The organism is Dactylosporangium sp. NPDC000244, from assembly GCF_040300725.1.
Classification (GTDB): Bacteria; Actinomycetota; Actinomycetes; order Mycobacteriales; family Micromonosporaceae; genus Dactylosporangium.
In genome coordinates this window covers 146665-165097 of the sequence record NZ_JBEPEH010000008.1, presented here as the reverse complement: position 1 = coordinate 165097, position 18433 = coordinate 146665, and the positions used below count along the sequence as shown (strand labels likewise).

21 protein-coding genes are annotated in these 18433 nt (G+C 72.0%); 8 read left to right on the top strand and 13 right to left on the bottom strand.

Features of this window, described 5'->3' with window-relative positions; genetic code table 11:
• Window positions 1–4 precede the first annotated feature (4 nt).
• Both ABT369_RS13435 and greA read left to right on the top strand, forming a co-directional pair.
• Window positions 5–430 carry a DUF4307 domain-containing protein gene (locus ABT369_RS13435; RefSeq protein WP_350612025.1) on the top strand — a complete coding sequence of 142 codons (426 nt, stop codon included), beginning with the start codon at window positions 5–7 and terminating at the stop codon, window positions 428–430.
• An 87-nt stretch (window positions 431–517) separates the two neighbouring features.
• Window positions 518–1018: a transcription elongation factor GreA gene (gene greA, locus ABT369_RS13430; protein WP_350612024.1), complete on the top strand. Its 501-nt coding sequence runs from the start codon at window positions 518–520 to the stop codon at window positions 1016–1018.
• Window positions 1019–1048: 30 nt separating this feature from the next.
• Here greA and ilvA read toward each other — a convergent pair whose 3' ends face one another.
• Genes ilvA through ABT369_RS13410 form a run of 4 tightly spaced genes read right to left on the bottom strand, consistent with a single transcriptional unit; the run spans window position 1049 to window position 5462 of the window.
• On the bottom strand, window positions 1049–2272 hold the full coding sequence (gene ilvA, locus ABT369_RS13425) for a threonine ammonia-lyase (protein WP_350612023.1): 1224 nt from the start codon (window positions 2270–2272) through the stop codon (window positions 1049–1051).
• The gene (locus ABT369_RS13420) at window positions 2269–2895 is read right to left on the bottom strand and encodes a hypothetical protein (protein WP_350612022.1); all 627 of its coding nucleotides are present in this window, start codon (window positions 2893–2895) and stop codon (window positions 2269–2271) included. Before ABT369_RS13420 ends, ilvA begins: the two co-directional genes overlap by 4 nt.
• Entirely contained in the window at window positions 2892–4280 is a 1389-nt protein-coding gene (locus ABT369_RS13415; protein ID WP_350612021.1) for an amidase, read from the bottom strand. Before ABT369_RS13415 ends, ABT369_RS13420 begins: the two co-directional genes overlap by 4 nt.
• Window positions 4281–4322: 42 nt before the next feature.
• Entirely contained in the window at window positions 4323–5462 is a 1140-nt protein-coding gene (locus ABT369_RS13410; RefSeq protein ID WP_350612020.1) for a cystathionine gamma-synthase, read from the bottom strand.
• Window positions 5463–5495: 33 nt separating this feature from the next.
• On the opposite strand from ABT369_RS13410, the gene ABT369_RS13405 reads away from it, so the two are divergent.
• A complete protein-coding gene (locus ABT369_RS13405) occupies window positions 5496–5912 on the top strand; it encodes an HIT family protein (RefSeq protein WP_350612019.1) in 417 nt (138 codons plus the stop codon).
• A 63-nt stretch (window positions 5913–5975) separates the two neighbouring features.
• Window positions 5976–6647, top strand: a complete 672-nt coding sequence (gene msrA / locus ABT369_RS13400; RefSeq protein ID WP_350612018.1) for a peptide-methionine (S)-S-oxide reductase MsrA — start codon at window positions 5976–5978, stop codon at window positions 6645–6647.
• 79 nt (window positions 6648–6726) lie between these two features.
• Here msrA and ABT369_RS13395 read toward each other — a convergent pair whose 3' ends face one another.
• Entirely contained in the window at window positions 6727–6972 is a 246-nt protein-coding gene (locus tag ABT369_RS13395) for a hypothetical protein (protein WP_350612017.1), read from the bottom strand.
• A gap of 10 nt (window positions 6973–6982) precedes the next feature.
• Here ABT369_RS13395 and ABT369_RS13390 point away from each other — a divergent pair, with 10 nt between their 5' ends.
• On the top strand, window positions 6983–7444 hold the full coding sequence (locus tag ABT369_RS13390; protein WP_350612016.1) for a hypothetical protein: 462 nt from the start codon (window positions 6983–6985) through the stop codon (window positions 7442–7444).
• Window positions 7445–7479: 35 nt separating this feature from the next.
• Here ABT369_RS13390 and ABT369_RS13385 read toward each other — a convergent pair whose 3' ends face one another.
• Window positions 7480–7671 carry a hypothetical protein gene (locus tag ABT369_RS13385; protein ID WP_350612015.1) on the bottom strand — a complete coding sequence of 64 codons (192 nt, stop codon included), beginning with the start codon at window positions 7669–7671 and terminating at the stop codon, window positions 7480–7482.
• A complete protein-coding gene (locus ABT369_RS13380) occupies window positions 7668–8135 on the bottom strand; it encodes a hypothetical protein (RefSeq protein ID WP_350612014.1) in 468 nt (155 codons plus the stop codon). The genes ABT369_RS13385 and ABT369_RS13380 overlap by 4 nt, the downstream gene beginning before the upstream one ends.
• Window positions 8136–8329: 194 nt before the next feature.
• Here ABT369_RS13380 and ABT369_RS13375 point away from each other — a divergent pair, with 194 nt between their 5' ends.
• Window positions 8330–9019, top strand: a complete 690-nt coding sequence (locus ABT369_RS13375) for a hypothetical protein (RefSeq protein WP_350612013.1) — start codon at window positions 8330–8332, stop codon at window positions 9017–9019.
• An 81-nt stretch (window positions 9020–9100) separates the two neighbouring features.
• Here ABT369_RS13375 and ABT369_RS13370 read toward each other — a convergent pair whose 3' ends face one another.
• Both ABT369_RS13370 and ABT369_RS13365 read right to left on the bottom strand, forming a co-directional pair.
• Window positions 9101–10318: an IPT/TIG domain-containing protein gene (locus tag ABT369_RS13370; protein WP_350612012.1), complete on the bottom strand. Its 1218-nt coding sequence runs from the start codon at window positions 10316–10318 to the stop codon at window positions 9101–9103.
• Between the two features lie 369 nt (window positions 10319–10687).
• Entirely contained in the window at window positions 10688–11029 is a 342-nt protein-coding gene (locus ABT369_RS13365; protein ID WP_350612011.1) for a hypothetical protein, read from the bottom strand.
• Between the two features lie 126 nt (window positions 11030–11155).
• On the opposite strand from ABT369_RS13365, the gene ABT369_RS13360 reads away from it, so the two are divergent.
• Entirely contained in the window at window positions 11156–12811 is a 1656-nt protein-coding gene (locus ABT369_RS13360) for an aminotransferase class V-fold PLP-dependent enzyme (protein ID WP_350612010.1), read from the top strand.
• Window positions 12812–12854: 43 nt separating this feature from the next.
• Window positions 12855–13784 carry a S1C family serine protease gene (locus ABT369_RS13355; RefSeq protein ID WP_350612009.1) on the top strand — a complete coding sequence of 310 codons (930 nt, stop codon included), beginning with the start codon at window positions 12855–12857 and terminating at the stop codon, window positions 13782–13784.
• Between the two features lie 122 nt (window positions 13785–13906).
• Here ABT369_RS13355 and ABT369_RS13350 read toward each other — a convergent pair whose 3' ends face one another.
• The 4 genes from ABT369_RS13350 to ABT369_RS13335 form a co-directional block, all read right to left on the bottom strand.
• The gene (locus ABT369_RS13350; RefSeq protein WP_350612008.1) at window positions 13907–15154 is read right to left on the bottom strand and encodes an acetyl-CoA C-acetyltransferase; all 1248 of its coding nucleotides are present in this window, start codon (window positions 15152–15154) and stop codon (window positions 13907–13909) included.
• A 393-nt stretch (window positions 15155–15547) separates the two neighbouring features.
• The gene (locus ABT369_RS13345; protein WP_350612007.1) at window positions 15548–16330 is read right to left on the bottom strand and encodes an SGNH/GDSL hydrolase family protein; all 783 of its coding nucleotides are present in this window, start codon (window positions 16328–16330) and stop codon (window positions 15548–15550) included.
• A gap of 419 nt (window positions 16331–16749) precedes the next feature.
• Window positions 16750–17838 carry an SGNH/GDSL hydrolase family protein gene (locus ABT369_RS13340; RefSeq protein ID WP_502891740.1) on the bottom strand — a complete coding sequence of 363 codons (1089 nt, stop codon included), beginning with the start codon at window positions 17836–17838 and terminating at the stop codon, window positions 16750–16752.
• 55 nt (window positions 17839–17893) lie between these two features.
• Window positions 17894–18307, bottom strand: a complete 414-nt coding sequence (locus ABT369_RS13335; protein WP_350612005.1) for a PPOX class F420-dependent oxidoreductase — start codon at window positions 18305–18307, stop codon at window positions 17894–17896.
• Between the last annotated feature and the right edge of the window lie 126 nt (window positions 18308–18433).

Sequence of the window (18433 nt, the reverse complement as noted above, 5' to 3'; positions counted from 1 at the left end):
TCCCGTGACCACTGCCAAAGAGACGCACACCACAGCCAAGTACCCGCCGGGCCGCTACGGCCGGCGGCGCGAGCCGCTGCCGCGGCGCCGCTGGCTGGTGGTCGTGCTGGCCGCGGTGGTGGCCGCGGCCGGGCTCGCGATCGCGTGGCAGCTCTTCCAGCAGTACGGTCCGCAGGACTTCGAGCCGCAGGTCCAGCGCTTCTACAACGTCACCGACGACGGCATCACCGTCGACTTCGTGGTGCGCAAGGAGCCCGACCAGCGCGCGACCTGCAGCGTGCGGGCGCGTTCGGCCAGCGGCCAGGAGGTCGGGCTGGCCCAGGTGGACGTGCCCGAGGGGGCGGAGGCGTACGTCACATATCGGCTGGCGACGAGCGACCGGCCGGTCACCGTCGAGGTCCCCGCGTGCGGGCCGCTGAAAAGCAGGTAACGCCCGGGAAAATTCAAGTGGCCGCGGTGATGCGAGTCACTGGTACTTTGGTGGTTTGACCCGAGCGTGCTCGTAAGGAGATCTTCAGTGTCGACCACCGACGGCAACCAGGCCACCACCTGGCTGTCGCAGGACGCCTATGACCGGCTGCAGGCTGAGCTCGACGAGCTCATCGCCAACCGCCCGGCAGTAGCTGCCGAGATCAACGCACGCCGCGAAGAGGGCGACCTGCGCGAGAACGGCGGCTACCACGCCGCCCGCGAGGAGCAGGGCAAGGCCGAGGGTCGGATCTTGTACCTCAAGGAGTTCCTCCGCAAGGCGGTCGTCGGCGACGCGCCCACCTCGGACGCGGTCGCGCCCGGCACCGTCGTCACCATCCAGTTCGACGACGACGAGGACGACACGGAGAAGTTCCTCCTCGGCTCGCGCGAGATCGCCGCGACGACCGACCTGACGGTCTACAGCCCGGAGTCCGCCCTGGGCAAGGCGATCCTGGGCACCAAGCAGGGCGACATCGTCACCTACACGGCCCCCAACGGCGCCGCGATCACGGTGAAGGTCATCGCCTTCGAGCCCTTCGCGGGCTGAGCAAGCGTCGAGAACCCTACGGACGGCGGGCTACACGCCGAACGTCACCGTGTAGCCCGCCGACCGCAGGGCGTTGACCAGGCGATCCGAGTGCTCGGACCCGCGCGTCTCGACGGACAGTCCGAGCTCGACCTCCCCCAGCTGCAGCCGCGAGTCCTGGCGGCGATGCGCCACGTCGACCACGTTGGCGCCCTGCTCCGCGATGTACGTCAGCAACTTCGCCAAATGCCCGGGCCGGTCCCCGCAGCGCACGGTGAACGTGAGGTACCTCCCCGCGGCCGCGAGCCCGTGCTCGATCACCCGCAGCATGAGCATCGGGTCGATGTTGCCGCCGGAGAGCACCGCCACCACCGGCGTCCGCACCGTCACGACCCCGGCGAGCAGCGCGGCCACCCCGACGCTCCCGGCCGGCTCGACCACCATCTTCCCGCGCTCGAGCAGCATGAGCAGCGCCCGGGAGATGTCCTCCTCGGTGACCGTCACGACCTCGTCGACGAGCTTGGCCACGTGCTCGAAGGTGATGTCCCCGGGCCGGCCGACCGCGATGCCGTCGGCGATCGTCCCGAAGTTCTCCAGCCGCACCGGGCGCCCCTGGGCCAGCGAGGGCGGGAACGCGGCGGCGTCCGCGGCCTGCACGCCGATGACCCGCACGTCCGGGCGCAGCGCCTTGATCCCGACGGCGAGCCCGGAGATCAGCCCGCCGCCGCCGACCCCGGTGATCACGGTCTTGACCTCGGGCACCTGCTCGAGGATCTCGAGGGCGACGGTCCCCTGCCCGGCGATGACGTCGGGGTGATCGAAGGGGTGAATGAACACGGCGCCGGTGCGCTCGGCGAACTCCTTCGCGGCGACCAGGGCCTCGTCGACGGTGGAGCCCGCGAACTCGACGGCGGCGCCGTAGCCCTTGGTCGCGGCGATCTTGGGCAGCGGGGCGCCGTGCGGCATGTAGACCGTGCTGCTGATGCCGAGCAGCCCCGCGGCCAGCGCGACGCCCTGCGCGTGGTTGCCGGCGCTGGCGGCCACGACCCCGCGGCGGCGCTCCTCGGCGGAGAGGCGGGCGAGCCGGACGTATGCGCCGCGCACCTTGAACGAGCCCGCGCGCTGGAGGTTCTCGCACTTGAGCCACGCCGGGCCGCCGAGCTTGGCGGTCAGTGGCCGGCTCGGCTCCACCGGGGTCAGGCGGGTCACGCCGGCCAGCAGGTGCCGTGCCGCTTCAATCTCGGCCAGCGTCACGAGATCCGAGGAGACGGTCATGGCCCGATCGTCCCACCAACGACTCCGCGCAGCCGGGCCACCCGTCCGTACTGCGCGCTGGTCACATTGGCGATCAGGAAGAGCGCGGCCCCCGCGGCCAGAACGAACAGGGCGGCCGGAGGCAGATAGAGGATCAGCTCCCGCCCGAACAGGTGCGCGGCCAGCGCGTCGTCCACCGGGTGCCCGGCCCGGGCCTGGTCGCGTACGGAGGCGATCTCCGCCGCGGTCTCGTGCCCCGCCAGCCAGGCCACCCAGACCCACACCAGCGCCACGGACGCCGTGCCGTAGAAGACCCACTGCAGGATCGTCACGCGGCGACGCAGGTCCGGTGCCCGCCCGACGCTGTCGACGACCCGGCGCGACCGGACCCCGAAGGCGACCAGATTGCCGCGGGCCCGAAGCAGCCAACCGGCCCAGGCCACGGCGGCTATCAACAGACACCCGACGAGCAGGGTCCGGGCGAACCAGCGCAGGAACAGGGCGATCGTGGCGGACTCGACGCCGGGGTGATGTACCGCATGCAGATCGGCCAGGGGCAGGAACGCGATCCCGAGATTGACCAGCGCCGCGGCCGCGACGCCGAGCATCGCGGCCGCCGCCAGGCCCGAGATCGCCCGGATCATCGGCGCCGCGCGGCGACGCGGGGCCACCCGGGCGCATGCCGGCGCCAGGGCGAGGCCTGCTCCAGCTGCCCGGCCAGGGCGAGCAGCAGCGGCTCCGACCCGGGCGGGCCGACGAGCTGCACCGCGGCCGGCAGCCCGTCCGGGCGCACCCCGACCGGGAACACGAGCCCGGGGAAGCCGGCGAAGTTCCACGGCGCCGCATAGGGCGCGTAGCGGGTGTTGACCAGCATGTTCGCGGCCCACGAGCGCGCCGACCAGCGGTCCGCGGACGGGGGCGCGGCGGCCAGCGCCGGGGTCACGAGCACGTCGAAGCCGCCGTCGCCGAACCAGTTGCGGCAGCGCTCCCGCCAGGTCGCCCGGTCGGCGTCGCGGACCAGGCCCTGCTTGAGCGCCCGCTCGCCGAGGGCCACGTGGCGGCGGGTCCGCGGCTGCAGCGCGGCCTTGTCCAGCTCCGCGGCGTCGAGGCTCGCGGCCCCGAACCAGGTGGACAGCACCCGGGCGGCCAGCGCGGGCGGATACGACGGGTCGGCGCGCACGGCGGCGTGGCCATGGGCGAGCAGCAGCCGTACCGCATCGCTGAGGCCCTTGCGCGACCCGGCGTCCGGCCACACCCCCGCGACCGGGCTGCGCAGCGACACGGCGACCCGCAGCCGGGCCGGCTCGGTGAGCGCGTGCGGGGTGCGCCCGGCCAGCACCGAGTAGCCCAGGTGCGCGTCGGCGACGGTGGTGGCCAGGATGCCGTTCTCGGCCAGCCCGTACCAGTCGTTGCTCCCGATCCCGGCCGGCACCGAGCCCGAGCCGGGCTTGAGCCCGACGATGCCGCAGCAGGCGGCCGGGATGCGGATCGAGCCGAGCCCGTCGTTGCCGTGTGCGATCGGCACCAGCCCGGCCGCGACCGCCGCGGCCGAGCCGCCCGAGGAGCCGCCGGGCGTGCGGTCGGTCCGCCACGGGTTGCGCGTGACGGTGCCGGCGTCGTCGGTGGTGGCCCAGATGCCCAGCTCCGGCATCCGGGTCACGCCCACGACGACCGCCCCGGCCCCGCGCAGCCGCCGGACGACCTCGTGGTCGCGGTCGGCCACGGGGCAGCGCGCGGTGGCCGAGCCGTTCCACGTCGGCAGCCCCGTGACCGGGACGTTCTCCTTGACCGCGACCGGCACCCCGGCGAGGGCCAGGTTCGCGAGGTTCGGCTGGTCGTCGACGATCTCCGCCTCGGCGATCGCGGCGCCCCCGCGGACCTCGCGGAAGGCGCCGACGATCCGGTCGTAGGCGCGGATGGAGTCCAGGTGATCGGCGACGACGGCCGTGGCCGAGGTGTCGCCGCGGCGCACCGCACGGGCGATCTCCCTGGCCGTGGCCCCTACCCAGGTGGTTGCGCGGTCCAGCATCGATGACACCTTCCGTACCCGTCCATGGTGCGGTCAAGTGTGTCAACGAGCGAGCGCGTACTCCAGATCGGCCAGAAGATCGTCGATCGTCTCGATTCCGACGGACAACCGGACGAGGTCCCCCGGCACCTCCAGCGGGCTGCCGGCCGCGCTCGCGTGCGTCATCCGGCCCGGGTGCTCGATGAGCGACTCGACGCCGCCGAGCGACTCGCCGAGCACGAACAGGCGCGCGCGGTTGCAGATCTCGACCGCGTGCTCCTCGGACTGCGCGCGGAAGCTCACCATGCCGCCGAAGCGCCGCATCTGCTTGGCCGCCGTCTCGTGCCCGGGGTGTTCGGGCAGCCCGGGGTACAACACCTGCGAAACGGCCTTGTTCCGCGACAGGAACTCGACGACCTTCTCGGCGTTGTCGCAGTGGCGGTCCATGCGCACGCCGAGGGTCTTGATGCCGCGCAGGGTCAGCCACGCGTCGAACGGGCCGTTGATCGCGCCCATCGCGTTCTGGTGGAACGCCAGCTCGCCCATCAGCTGCTCGTCGGCGCCGATGAGCGCGCCGCCGACGACGTCGGAGTGCCCGCCGATGTACTTCGTCGTCGAGTGCACGACGAGGTCGGCGCCCAGGTGCAGAGGCTGCTGCAGATACGGCGAGGCGAAGGTGTTGTCGACCACCAGCAGTGCCCCGCGGTCGTGCGCGACCTGGGCCAGCGCGGCGATGTCGGCGATGCCCAGCAGCGGGTTGGTCGGAGTCTCGACCCACACGATCCGCGTGCGGTCGGTCATCGCGGCGCGGATCGAGTCGACGCTGTGGATCGAGGCGGCGCTCCAGGTCAGGCCCCAGCGCTCGGCGACCTTGGAGAAGAGGCGGAACGTGCCGCCGTAGGCGTCGTCGGGGATGACGACGTGGTCGCCGGGGCGGCAGACCGTGCGCAGCAGCGTGTCCTCGGCGGCGAGGCCGGAGGCGAAGGTGAGCGCGCGGCGGCCGCCCTCGAGCGCGGCGAGGCACTCTTGCAGGGCGTCGCGGGTCGGGTTGGTGGTGCGGCTGTATTCGTACCCGAGCCGCGGGCTGCCGACGGCGTCCTGGGCATAGGTGCTGGTCTGGAAGATCGGCGGGACGACCGCTCCGGTTGCCGGGTCCGGGTCCTGCCCCGCATGGATGGCGAGGGTTTCGAAGCCGTGGGTCATGGGCCGACAGTAGTCGCGACTAGGCTGGCGATCGTGTCGGACTGCCTGTTCTGCTCGATCGCGTCGGGCGCCTCGCCCGGCTACCTGGTGGCCTCGACGGACACCGCCGCCGCCTTCCTCGACATCCGCCCGGTGTTCAAGGGCCATGTGCTCGTGGTGCCCAAGGCGCACGTGGTGACGCTGACCGATCTCGACCCGGCGGACATCCCCTCGTACTTCACCTTCGTCCAGCGGATCGCGGCGGCCGTCGAGACCGGGTTGTCCGCGGGCGGCACCTTCGTCGCCATCAACAACCGGGTGTCACAGAGCGTCGCCCATCTGCACACGCATGTGGTACCGCGGACGAAGGGCGACGGCCTCAAGGGCTTCTTCTGGCCGCGGACGAAATACGCGAGCGAGGAGGAGGCGTTCTCCTTCTCGGAGAAGGTCTCCGCCGTAATGAGCTCATAAGGCATCGCGGCGCATTTCGCGGCAAACTTGAGCCCGAGAGCCTCAAGTTTTAAGGAGCGGATCGTGTTCCTGCGGTACAACAAGCAGCTTGACCTGCCGACCGCCGAGTCGGCCATCCCCGGGCGCGACACCGAGATGCCGGTCGCCGCGAAGCACACCGTCCTCGGCACCCCGCTGCGCGGCCCCTGGCCCGCCGGGCTCGAGGTGGCCTACTTCGGCATGGGCTGCTTCTGGGGCGCGGAGCGCATCTTCTGGCGGATTCCGGGGGTGTACTCCACCGCGGTCGGCTACCAGGGCGGCTTCACGGCGAACCCGACGTACGAGGAGACCTGCTCGGGCCGCACCGGGCACACCGAGGCCGTGCAGGTGGTCTACGACCCGGCCAAGGTGTCGTACGAGACGCTGCTCAAGGCGTTCTGGGAGAACCACGACCCGACCCAGGGCATGCGCCAGGGCAACGACGTCGGCACCCAGTACCGCTCAGCGATCTACACCACCACGCCGGCCCAGGCGACCGTGGCCGAGGCCTCGCGGGCGGCGTTCGCGCCGGTCGTGCAGAACACGGGCCACGGCGAGATCACGACGGAGATCGGGCCGGCCGGGCCGTTCTACTACGCGGAGGACTACCACCAGCAGTACCTCTCCGACGCCAAAAATCCGGGTGGCTACTGCAACCACGGCCCCAACGGCATGACCTGCCCCATCGGCGTCGCAGCGGTCCCTGACGCCGTCTGACCTGCCGGAACCAGATGGCCGCCAGCCACGCTGGCGGCCATCTTGTACGGAACAATCAGATCGGGCCAGACGTACAACTTCAACGTTTGTTCGGTACGCCCCGCAGCTCGAGCGTTGCGCGGCGTGCTCGCTCCTCTCCCGGGTACTGCTCGCCGAACAGCCGCGGAATGACGGCCAGCCCGAAGCCGACCACCAGCGGCAGGAGCACGACGAGCACCGGCCCGAAGGCGACGAGCCCGCGCCCGGCGTCGCGCTCGTGGGTGGGCGCGTGGCGCAGCCAGTGCCGCCCCCAGAACACGCCGGGGACGACGAGCGCTACGTACACGTAGCCGACCATGTCCTCGCCGCGTGATGAGCTGTGCGCAGCCGCGCCGGTGAGCAGCCACGCCACGGCCGCCGCGCCGCCTCGACGAGGCGGCGACGCGCACTGTACCGGCCGACGGTCGGACCGGCGCGCGGATATTCATGGCGGTCTGGGGCGTCCGTGGGCGTGGAAACGCGCGGGCGGTCAGGCGGTCGCCAGCCGTGTTGGCACCCTGCCCGCCTGGCCTTGCTTGCGATATAGCGAAGCCGCCGCGCCGGCCGATGCCGGCGCGGCTTACATTGTCAGCATGATCGTATTCGATATGGAAGACGAGGAAGCCGAGCCCCGTCCTCCCCGGTGGCGGAGGGTGCTGTCGCTTTCCGGTGGCTTCGTGAGCCTTCTGGTCATGACGATGCTCCTGCTCGCCGCGCTGGCCTTAGTGGCCTGGGCGCTGTTGTGGCTGGGCGTGCTCTACTACGACATGCGAGGCTGACGGCACCGGCAGGCGGCAGCCTGACTGTCTGCGGGCTACTGGAGAAGCTCTGCCCGCTGCAGCAGGCGCAGCCAGGCGTCGGTGAGCTCGCCCTTGTTCCGGCCCTTGCGGATGCGGTGCCCCAGCTCGGCGAAGAAGGTCACCGCATCCGGCGCGATCGGGTGGTGGACCTCTTCGACGACCTCCCAGTCGATGTTCTCCTCGACCGGGTCGAGGGAGATGGTCACACCGAGGCGGCCCTCCGTTGGGGATCGCCACGACCACATCTCCCGACCGTCGACTCCGGCATGCCGAGAAACCTCAGCGCCGCCGCGATCCGCCGCTCCTCGCGACCCATCGCCTCGACGGCCGGCGCAAGGATCGCGAATCGGGCGAGGTAGCGCCGGCGGGTTCCGGTGACACGCGCCTCGACCTCGCCCGTGGAGAGCCAGTCGGGCTCGGCCGCCTCGGGTGCCGCGTCGCCACCCTCGTCCGCGGCGGACGGGCCGTTCCGGATGGTCCTGATCAGGCTGCCCACCGCGACCACGGCCAGCACCAGGGTCAGGGCACCGGCCCCGAGCACGGTTCCGCGCCGGAATCCGAACAGGAGCGCACCGACTCCGGCGCAGATCACCGGGCCGGCTCGGCACGGCGAGCAGTGTGGCACGCGGCCGCCATCCAACGGCATGACCTGCCCCATCAGCGCCGCCACGCTGCCGAGGTAGCTGATTTGGGGGTTTTTGTCACTACTTCGGTGGGATGATCGGGGCTTGAGGCCGCCCCGCGGAGGCTTCCGCACGGGCGGCCGGCCATCGAAGCAGTGACACACGCGGGGGACTGAAGAGTATGGGCCACGCCGACGAACGTCGTGCCGAAGCGAAGAACCATCAGTCAGCGGATGAGAGGGTGCCCCGGTGGGCACGGCGGCGCCGGCCGTTCGTGCTCGGGGGCGTCGGGCTGGCGGCGATGCTGGGGGTCGGGGGCTTCATGGCCCTGCAGACCAGCGCCGGGGCCGCCACCGACCCGGTCGCGAGGGCGGCCGCGCAGAACGTGGCCGCAGGCAATCCGTCCGTGGCCGCCAGTGACGACACCGGCCCGTCGGCCGCCCCGGCCCCATCGGCCGGCGCGGTCACGAGCGAGCCGGGCGCCGCGGCCATGGACACCACGGCTACGCCGAGCCCGATGACGAGCGAGCAGCGCATCGGCGCGGCCCGCTCCGCCGCGGCGATGGCCAGCAACAACGTGCGGCCGCCACTCCCGCCGGCACCGGGCGGGGCCTCGGCCTCGGCTTCGGTGAGCGAGACGACGGGTCCGGGCAAGACCACGCTGCGCATCGTGAGCGCGCACGCCGACCTCACCGGGCAGCGCGAGCTGGCCTGGGTCGCCGACGACGGTCACGCGGTGGGCGACGCGCAGTGCTCGCAGAACTTCCGGCTGAGCGCGAACCAGCCGGTCTCGCACAAGCCGAACATGCTGATCTGCTGGCGGGTGAGCGCCGCGAAGAGCGTCTTCACGGTGCTCATCGACCAGAGCGGCCACCCGTCGGAGGCGGACAGCGTGGCCGCGATCGACCGGACGTGGTCCGAGCTCGGCTGATCACGCACGACAAACAGCAAACGGCCCGGGAGCTGAGCTCCCGGGCCGCTTTGCTGTGCTGGATCAGTAGCGCACGCTCGATCAGTAGTCGGACACCGTGAAGGTGGCGCCGCTGACGATCAGCGAGACGCTGTAGCCGGTGCCGGACTGCGCACCGACCGAGCCGTCGTTGACGACCGTCAGCGTGTAGGTGCCCTTCGGCACCGGCGTACCCGACACGGCCGCACCGGTCGTGTCGTCGAGGCTGTCGTGCAGGTCCATCGTGCAGATGAGCTCGGTGTCGCTGACGACCAGCACGCTGCCGCACTCCGCGACGCCGCCGAGGGTCTTGTTGCTCGAGTTCGTCGTCGGGTCGTACTTGCCCGGCACCAGGTACACGTGCGCCTTGGTGTCGATCGTGCCGACGGTGTTCGAGCTGGTGAAGTCCATCGCCGAGAAGCCGACGCCCTGGACGTCGACGTCGACCACGGTGTTCTGCGGGGCGGTGTTCGGCGAGATCACGATGCCGTTGGTGTACGAGTACGCCGTGGTCTTCGTGGCCATGCCGCCGGCCGAGTTGATGATCAGCGACACGCCCGTCTGGGCGGCGTGGGCCGGCACGGTGGCGGTGAAGCTGGCGCCGCCCGTCGCGACGACGATGTTGCTCAGCGCCAGGCCGCCCAGCGTGCCGGTCATGCCGGTGCTCGGGAAGTTGGTGCCGGCGACGGTGATGGTGTTGCCACCCAGCGCGGGGCCGGTGGACGGCGTCACGGTGGTGAGCGTCGGCTGCCCGGCGATCGCGTACGCCGCGTTGCCGATCAGCGGGCTGCCGGACGCGCCGGTCGTGGTGCCCGTGTAGACGCACAGGTTGTACTTCGCCGTGGACTGGTTCGTGCCGCCGCTGCTGCCGAGCACGACGCCGGCCGGGACGGTGACGGCGATCTTGTTGGTGGCGTTCGTGCCGAGCTTCTTGACGGTCGTCGCGGCGATGACGCCGGCGTTCTGCACGAAGGCGCCGCCCGTGACGGTGCCGGCGACCGCCGCCGGCGCCAGGTAGGTCGCGGAGCAGCTCGCCGCCGTGCCGGTGCCGACGTACTGGAACTCCACAACCGGCGTGATCGCGGTGGTGAAGATGTTGGTCGTCGCCGTGGCGGTGATGGTGTTGCCGCCGCCGCTCGGGCCCGTGGCCGAGCTCAGCGTCAGGGGCACCGTCGCCGCCAGGGCGGGGGCCGCGGTGGCCGCGATCATTGCGGTGACGGTGCCGCCGACGAGGGCGGCCCGAGTCCGCCAGGTGCGAAGACGCGTCTTCGGGTGGTTCATGTGTGGTCTCCTCCGGTGGTCGCCACAGCAAAGCTGACTGAGGGCTTACATCACGCAAAGTAGCAGCGAAATAGCTGAGAGTTACTCAAATCAGCCAAGAAGAGCCCCGGCCGCAGCCGGGGCTCTCGAGGTACCACATGAAGGGTTTTGGCAGGCGAGGGCACATTTTCGCGATATATGCGGGGGAACCACGAGAAGTGCCCTCGCCTGCCGGGTAGACCCGCCCGTTCCCTGGGGAGGACGCCTGGCCGGAGGCGTTCGGAGCCGACGGAGGCATGTCGGCAACCGCGTCCGGGCGGGTCTTTGTGTCGCGGGACTGCGTTGCACTGGCGGGGCGCGCCGAAGTCTCCGCTGGTATCAACGATCGTGTTACAGGAAGGTTCCCCGATTTCCGCCGGCTCGATGCCAGCCGCCGCGCGAGCGCGGCTTGCCGAGGTCGATCCGCCAGTCGGGCATGGTCCGCAGGCTGTAGAGGTCGTGACGCGCGGTCCAGGCCTCGTTCCAGGGGCGGCGCGAGGCCTCGGCGGCGTTCTCCGCGAGCCGGCGCGGCGCACAGGGCCACTCCCGCCCGCACCAGAGGCACAGCCCCTCCCCGTCGGACTCGCTGTGCCGACTCAGGATCTGCGTGGCGTCCCGCCACAGGAGTCGATCGACGACGTCTGTTGGCTCGGACTGGTCAACACTGACCAACTTCCCTACCCCCAGTCTCATGAGGCTTCCTGAGCACCTCCGGACGAAACGTTAAACAGTCCGACCCTCCAGTGGAGCGGACAAGCAGTGCGACATTCTCCCGACCACACGAAAGAGGACGGCGTGGCGCCTGGGATGATGACGGCCATGCAGAACCCCCTCTTGCAGCGCATTCGTGCCGCGGTGATCGGCGATGACCAGGTCATGCGGGGGCCCTTCGGCGCGCGCCGGGTGACCTATGCGGACTACACCGCCTCGGGCCGGGCGCTGGACTTCATCGAGCGCTTCGTCCGGGACGAGGTTCTGCCGCTGTACGCCAACACGCACACGGAATCGTCCGGCACCGGCCTGCAGACGACCCGCCTGCGGGAGGACGCGCGCCAGATCATCAACGAGGCCGTGGGCGGCGACGCCGACACCGTCGTGATCTTCACCGGATCCGGCTCCACCGCGGCGATCGACAAGATGGTGCACATCCTCGGCCTGCGGGTGCCGGCCGCGCTGGAGGACCGCTACGAGCTCTCGGCGCGCATCCCGGCCGCCGATCGCCCGGTCGTGTTCATCGGCCCCTTCGAGCATCACTCCAACGAGTTGCCGTGGCGGGAGTCCATCGCGGACGTGGTCGTCATCCCCGAGGATCACAACGGCCACATCGACCTGGACCGGCTGCGCGCCGAACTCGTGCGGCACGCCGATCGACCGCTGAAGATCGGATCGTTCTCGGCGGCCTCCAACGTGACCGGGATCGTCAGCGACACGCACGCGATCTCGGCGCTGCTGCACGAGCACGGGGCGCTGTCGTTCTGGGACTTCGCGGCCGCCGCGCCCTACATCGACATCGAGATGTACGACAAGGACGCCGTCTTCATCTCGCCGCACAAGTTCGTCGGCGGCCCCGGCACGCCGGGTGTGCTGGTCGTGCGCCGGGCGCTGCTGACCAACCGGGTCCCCACCGTGCCCGGCGGCGGGACCGTGGACTACGTCAATCCGACCGACCACCACTACATCGCCGACCCGGCCCACCGCGAGGAGGGCGGCACCCCGGCGATCGTCGAGTCGATCCGCGCGGGCCTGGTGTTCCAGCTCAAGCGGGCGGTCGGCACGGACACGATCCGCGCCCTGGAGGAGGGGTTCCTGCGCGAGGCGATCGCGTCGTGGCAGACCAACCCCAACCTCGAGATCCTGGGCAACCTGGACGCGCCCCGCCTGTCGATCGTGTCCTTCGTGATCAAGAAGCCCCGGGGGCGGTACCTCCACCACAACTTCGTCGTCTCGCTGCTGAACGACCTGTTCGGCATCCAGTCGCGGGGCGGCTGCTCGTGCGCGGGCCCCTACGGCCACCGGCTGCTGGGCATCGACATCGAGCGCTCGCACCGCTTCGAGCAGGAGATCATCGCCGGCTGCGAGGGCATCAAGCCGGGCTGGGTGCGGGTCAGCTTCAACTACTTCATCTCCGAGGCGGTCTTCCGGTACATCGTCGACGCCGTCCACCTCGTGGCGACGCACGGGTGGGCGTTGCTGCCGCAGTACCGCTTCGACCCGCGGACGGGCCTGTGGAAGCACCGCGACGGCGTGGTCGAGCCCCCGCTGCGGCTGTCGGAGCTGTCCTACTCGGACTCCGGCGAGCTGACCTGGCCCTCGCACCACGAGCGGGCGCCCGAGTCCGACCTGGCCGGCTACCTGCGCTACGCCCGGGAGCTGTTCGAGTCGCTGCCCGCCGAGGCGGAGCCGGACGGGGTCGTGTCGGCCAACTTCGAGGCGCTGCGGTGGTTCGACCTGCCGGCGGTATCGCTGTTGGCGTAACGGCGGGCGGCATTGCAGGGCCATCCCCGGTGTTTCTCCCGGCATGGACCCCGAAATCGATGCGCTCGACGCGTACAGCCGGGTCGTCTCCACCGTGGCGGCCACCCTGCTGCCGAGCGTCGCCAGCCTGACCGTGCGCAGCCGCCGCGGCGAGGGCGCCGGCTCGGCCGTCGTCTACACCCCGGACGGCTTCACCCTGACCTCGGCGCACGTCGTCGCCGAGGCCGACGGGGGCGTCGCCGAGTTCACCAACGGCACCCAGACCCGCTTCGACGTGGTCGGCGCCGACCCGCTCGCGGACCTGGCGGTGCTGCGCATCCGCGAGGCCGGGGTGCCGCCGGCGACCCTGGGCAACGCCGACGACCTGCGCATCGGCCAGCTCGTCGTGGCGGTGGGCAACCCGCTGGGCCTGGCCGGCTCGGTCACCGCCGGCGTGGTCTCGGCGCTCGGGCGCTCGCTGCCGGTGCGCGACGGGCGGCACGCCCGCCTCATCGACGACGTCATCCAGACCGACGCGGCTCTGAACCCGGGCAACTCGGGCGGCGCCCTGGCCGACTCGGCCTCGCGGGTCGTCGGGATCAACACCGCCGTGGCCGGGATCGGGCTCGGCCTGGCGGTGCCGATCAACGGCACGACCCGCCTGATCATGTCCGAGCTGATGGCCACCGGCCGCGTCCGGCGCGCCTGGCTGGGCGTCGCCGGGGCCACCGTCCCGCTGCCGCCGCCCCTCGCGCAGCGCCTGGGGCAGTCCAAGGGGCTGCGGCTGGCCGAGGTGGTGCCAGGGAGCCCGGCCGGCCTGGCCGGGCTCTACGTGGGCGATGTCGTGCTCAGCGCCGGCGGGAAACCCATCACCGGCGTGCAGGACGTGCTGCGGCTGATGCTCGGCCCCGCGATCGGCACGAGACTGCCGATCACGGTGCTCCGCAAGGACGCCCTGGTGGACGTGGTCGCCGTCCCGGCCCCACTGGAGTAAGCGCCCCGGGTGCGCTTTGTGGAGGCCGGGACCTGAGACGATCCCGGCTCCCGCAACCGACTACGGCGACCAACGTGTGGGAGGGGGTTTGGGTGGAGCGGAGCTCCCCCAAGAAAGGCAATTCAGCTCAGGCGCTCCAGCACCATCGCCATGCCCTGACCGCCGCCGACGCACATCGTCTCGAGGCCGATGGACTTGTCGTGCCAGTTCAGCGAGTTGATGAGCGTCCCGGTGATGCGCGCGCCCGTCATGCCGAAGGGGTGCCCGACCGCGATCGCGCCGCCGTTCACGTTGAGCTTCTCCAGCGGGATGCCCAGCTGCCGGTACGACGGGATGACCTGCGCGGCGAAGGCCTCGTTGATCTCGACGAGGTCGACGTCGTCGATGGTCATCCCGGCCCGCCGCAGCGCGCTGCGCGAGGCCTCGACCGGGCCGATGCCCATGATCTCCGGCGACATCGCGGTCACGCCGGTGGAGACGATCCGGGCCAGCGGCGTGATCCCGAGCTCGCGGGCCTTGGTGTCGCTCATGATGACCACCGCGGCCGCGCCGTCGTTGAGCGGGCAGCAGTTGCCGGCGGTCACGCGGCCGTCGGGCCGGAACACCGGCTTGAGCCCGGCCACGCCCTCGAGCGTGACGCCCGCCCGCGGCCCGTCGTCGGTGGAGACGACCTCGCCGGTCGGGGTGGTGACGGGGGTGATCTCGCGGGCCCAGAAGCCGTTCTTGATGGCCTCCTCGGCGAGGTTCTGCGATCGGACGCCGAATTCGTCCATGTCCTGCCGGGTCACGCCCTCGAGCTCGGCCAGGTTCTCGGCGGTCTGCCCCATGGCGATGTAGATGTCGGGCAGCTCACCGTCCTCGCGCGGGTCGTGCCACGCGTCGGCGCCGCCCTCGGAGCGCTTGGTGGTGCGCGCGTAGGCGTCCGCGAACGCCGGGTTCTGCCACGGCCCGCCGACCGCCGCCTGCGCGTCGGGCGGGAGGGCGTCGGAGTTGCCGCGGGCGTACCGCGACACGCACTCCACCCCGGCCGAGACGAACACGTCGCCCTCGCCGGCCTTGATCGCGTGGAAGGCCATCCGCGTGGTCTGCAGCGACGATGCGCAGTACCGCGTGGTCGTGGCGCCGGGCAGGTGGTCGAACCCGAGCAGCGTGCTCACCACGCGGGCCATGTTGAAGCCCTGTTCGCCGCCGGGAAGGCCGCAGCCCAGGTAGAGGTCCTCGATCGCGCGCGGATCGAGCTGCGGCACCTTGTCGAGAGCGGCACGGACGATGGTGGCGGCAAGATCGTCGGGGCGGAGGTCGCGCAGCGATCCCTTGACGGCACGGCCGATCGGGGACCGGGCGGTGGCAACGATGACAGCTTCCGGCATACCTCGGATGCTACTTCGAGGTAACCCCGGCCCATCCGCCTTCGTCCAGCCAAAATTGTCACACGACGTGCGTAATCCCAGGGACCATGACTCGGGTCCGCGGTGGTCCGGACCGTCGCTCCCGCCAGACACCGCTGGGCGCTGGCGCGCCGACGCTGCCAGGCCCGCGGAGGGTCACCCTTCCCGTCCCAGCCCTGCACAGAGGGCTCGCGGCCGGTCACCCTACGCCGGCCGGTCCCGCACAACCCGGCGCACGGCTGGTCGCCGTCTCCCGGCTGCAAGTCCTCGCGACAGGTCGGCCGACGATTGCCGGTCCTACGCGGCCCGGCGCACGGCTGGTCGCCGTCTCCCGGCTGCAAGTCCTCGCGGCAGGCCGCCCGACGATTGCCGGTCCTACGCGGCCCGGCGCACCGCCGCGGCCTCCTCGACGGCGGGCAGCAGCGCGTGCGCCCAGACCCGATACCCGTCCGCCGACGGATGGAAGCCGTCATGGCAGAGCGTCCCCGCATCCGCCCGGAACACCGCCCCGGTGCGCGCCCCCAGGTCGACCACCACCGCGCCCGCGGCCCCCGCCTCGGCCGCCTGGAGCCGGGCCATCCGCCGGCTCCGCAGCCCCAGGAGCTGCCGCAACGGCGGCGCGAAGGCACGCAGCGCGCCGAAGTCGGGGCAGGTCCCGACGACCACGGGAATGCTCGCGTCCTGCAGCCGCCGGCAGGCCGCCCCGAGGTGCTCGGCCGCGTCCGAGGTGCGGCCGGGGTGGGTGACGTCGTCGGTGCCGACGAGTATGAGGGCCACGTCGGGCACCGGCCCGACGAGCGCCCGGGCGACCTGAGTGGCCAGGTCGGAGGAGCGTGACCCCGCCACGGCGACGCTGGAGAGCTCGACCCGCCGCCCCGAGGCACCGCTCGCCAGCAGCGCCGCGAGCTGGCCGCCGACGGTGTCCGCCACCCGCTCGACCCCCACGCCGAGCGCGGTCGCGTCGCCGAGCAGCACCAGGCGCATGGGCGGCTTCCCGGCACCCCCGATCGACGAGCGCATCGCGAGCCGCATGTCGGGCTTCGCGTAGGTGCGGGTGCGGGCGGCAACCGCCTGCGCTGCGAGCACGGCGGCCCCGCCGACCGTGCCCGCGATCACCGTCACGGTCGCGAGCTTGGCGAGGCGCTTGACGACACTCACGCCGTCACCTCCGTTCCGGGCCAGTCAATCGAATCACGGTCCGGGTGACACGAACAAGGGGCAAATCCGGACGAATTGCAAAACGCCAGGTGACGGAAACCACCCTCGGCCCGTTCACGCCGCCGACTCCCGGGCCGGCACCGGGCCGTCGGCTATGCGGCATGTCACTGGCGCCACGTGATGGCCCACGAGCCGCCCGGCCCCGCGGACTCGCGCCCGCCGCCGAGCGCCGCCCCACGGCCACCCGAGGAACCGCTCCGAACGACGGCCCACGAACCACCCGAGAGACCGCTCCGGGCCACCGCCCACGGTCACCCGAGGGACCGCTCCGAGCCGCCGCCCCACGCCCGCCCGAAGGACCAGTCCGGGCCGCCGACGCACGCCCGGCCGCGCCGGCCCCGGTCGCCGGTCCACCTGGCTCACGCGGGCTCCGCGGCTCGGTCCGGGGTGCGGTCCCTGGTGCCGTCCGCAGCTCGGTCCGGGGTGCGATCGGCCTGCTGCGGGAGCCGGTGCCAGACCCTCCGGCGCAGCTGGGCCCAGCGTCCCGCCGGACCCCGGTCGTGCCCGGCCACCTGGGCCGCGCTGACCTCGGTGCCCGGCCGGTGCGCGGCCTCCACCGCGGCCTGCGGCAGCGCCCGCACCCCCTCGCCGGACGCCAGCGCCTGGGCCGGTGCCACGAGCGCGCCCGCGACCGGGACCGGCTCGGTGAGCGCGGCGACGACGGTGGGCAGGACGGCCTGGGCAGCGGCCAGGTATCCGGCGCCCGACGGGTGGAACCGGTCGAGGCTGAACATCCGGTCGGGCTCGGCGTAGAAGAGCTCGCCGAGCAGGTCGCCCAGCGAGACCGTCCGGCCGCCGGCCTCGACGACCGCGATCGTCTGCGCGGTGGCCATCTGCCGGCTCCAGCGCCGCGCCAGCCAGCGCAGCGGCGGCTGGATGGGGCGGATGGTGCCGAGGTCGGGGCACGTACCCACGACGACCTCGACGCCCGCCTCACGCATCACGCGCACCGCGCGCACCAGGTGCCGCACGGCGGTCGGGATGCTCACGCGGTGGGTCACGTCGTTGCCGCCGATGCAGATGACGGCGACGTCCGGCCGCTGCCGCAGGGCCACCTCCACCTGCGGCGGGAGGCCCTTGGACTCGGCGCCGACGACGGCCAGGCAGCGCATCCAGACCGGCCGGCGCAACTGCTCGGCCAGCCCGGCCGCCACCGCGGCGGCGAACGTCTCGCTGGGGCTCAGCGCGCCGTACCCGGCGGCGGAGGAGTCCCCGAGCACCACCAGGCGCACCGGCGTCCCCTCGAACTGGGTGCCGTAGAGCCCGTTCGCGCGCGGCGGCGGGCTCACCACCTGCGGAATCGTCTTGCGCGCCAGCAGCGCCTGACCCAGCACCAACCCGTAGAACAGCGCGCCCGCCCCGGCCACGCCACCGCCACCGACCACCGCCGCCGTGGCTATCCGCTTCACCCGCTCCGACTGCAGCTTCACCGCCCCCGCCCTTTCCATCCCCGAGGTCCCTGCGGCCCCCGAGGCTAACCCCCGCCCTCCAAGTAACCGTCACTCATCCGGACCGGTCCGGCCCCGCTCGGAGCAGGGTGATCCGAATCAGCACCCGCTGTTCCGCAACCATCGCGGCGCGATATTCATCCCAGTTGTCGTGTTCCCGTCCCGATGCCCGCCGGTAGTAGTCGACCAAACCTTCAACGCTCTGCGGGAGCGAAACGATCTCAGCTTCACCCTCGACCTGGACCCATCGGCCGTAAAACCCGTCGGGCAGCACGCACACCGCCGCGCGCGGGTCCCGCCGCAGGTTGCGCACCTTGTAGGCGGGCTCGCGGCTGCTGATCACCACGCGGCCCTCGGCGTCCACCGCGACCACGACCGGCGACATCTGCACCCCGCCGTCGGCCCGGCGGGTGGCGAGCACGGCCTGGTGCTGGTCCGTCAGGACGGCACGAGCCTCATCGAGATCCATGTCGCCATTGTCCCTCAGCCCGGTTCGTGGCCGCGTCGCGCGGACGAACCGGTCCGGGAGCCGACAGTGACTCCGGCACATGGTGACGGGCACCGTTACATTCGATGCAAGGCAGAGAGGGCGGTC

Excerpts from the sequence above, each read along its gene's own strand:
- ABT369_RS13410 (WP_350612020.1), bottom strand. The coding sequence starts at position 5,462 with ATGACCCACGGCTTCGAAACCCTCGCCATCCATGCGGGGCAGGACCCG.
- ABT369_RS13370 (WP_350612012.1), bottom strand. The coding sequence starts at position 10,318 with ATGAACCACCCGAAGACGCGTCTTCGCACCTGGCGGACTCGGGCCGCC.
- ABT369_RS13390 (WP_350612016.1), top strand. The coding sequence starts at position 6,983 with ATGTCCTCGCCGCGTGATGAGCTGTGCGCAGCCGCGCCGGTGAGCAGC.
- ABT369_RS13365 (WP_350612011.1), bottom strand. The coding sequence starts at position 11,029 with ATGAGACTGGGGGTAGGGAAGTTGGTCAGTGTTGACCAGTCCGAGCCA.
- ABT369_RS13355 (WP_350612009.1), top strand. The coding sequence starts at position 12,855 with ATGGACCCCGAAATCGATGCGCTCGACGCGTACAGCCGGGTCGTCTCC.
- ilvA (WP_350612023.1), bottom strand. The coding sequence starts at position 2,272 with ATGACCGTCTCCTCGGATCTCGTGACGCTGGCCGAGATTGAAGCGGCA.
- ABT369_RS13420 (WP_350612022.1), bottom strand. The coding sequence starts at position 2,895 with ATGATCCGGGCGATCTCGGGCCTGGCGGCGGCCGCGATGCTCGGCGTC.
- ABT369_RS13415 (WP_350612021.1), bottom strand. The coding sequence starts at position 4,280 with ATGCTGGACCGCGCAACCACCTGGGTAGGGGCCACGGCCAGGGAGATC.
- ABT369_RS13360 (WP_350612010.1), top strand. The coding sequence starts at position 11,156 with ATGCAGAACCCCCTCTTGCAGCGCATTCGTGCCGCGGTGATCGGCGAT.
- ABT369_RS13340 (WP_502891740.1), bottom strand. The coding sequence starts at position 17,838 with ATGGAAAGGGCGGGGGCGGTGAAGCTGCAGTCGGAGCGGGTGAAGCGG.
- ABT369_RS13335 (WP_350612005.1), bottom strand. The coding sequence starts at position 18,307 with ATGGATCTCGATGAGGCTCGTGCCGTCCTGACGGACCAGCACCAGGCC.
- ABT369_RS13350 (WP_350612008.1), bottom strand. The coding sequence starts at position 15,154 with ATGCCGGAAGCTGTCATCGTTGCCACCGCCCGGTCCCCGATCGGCCGT.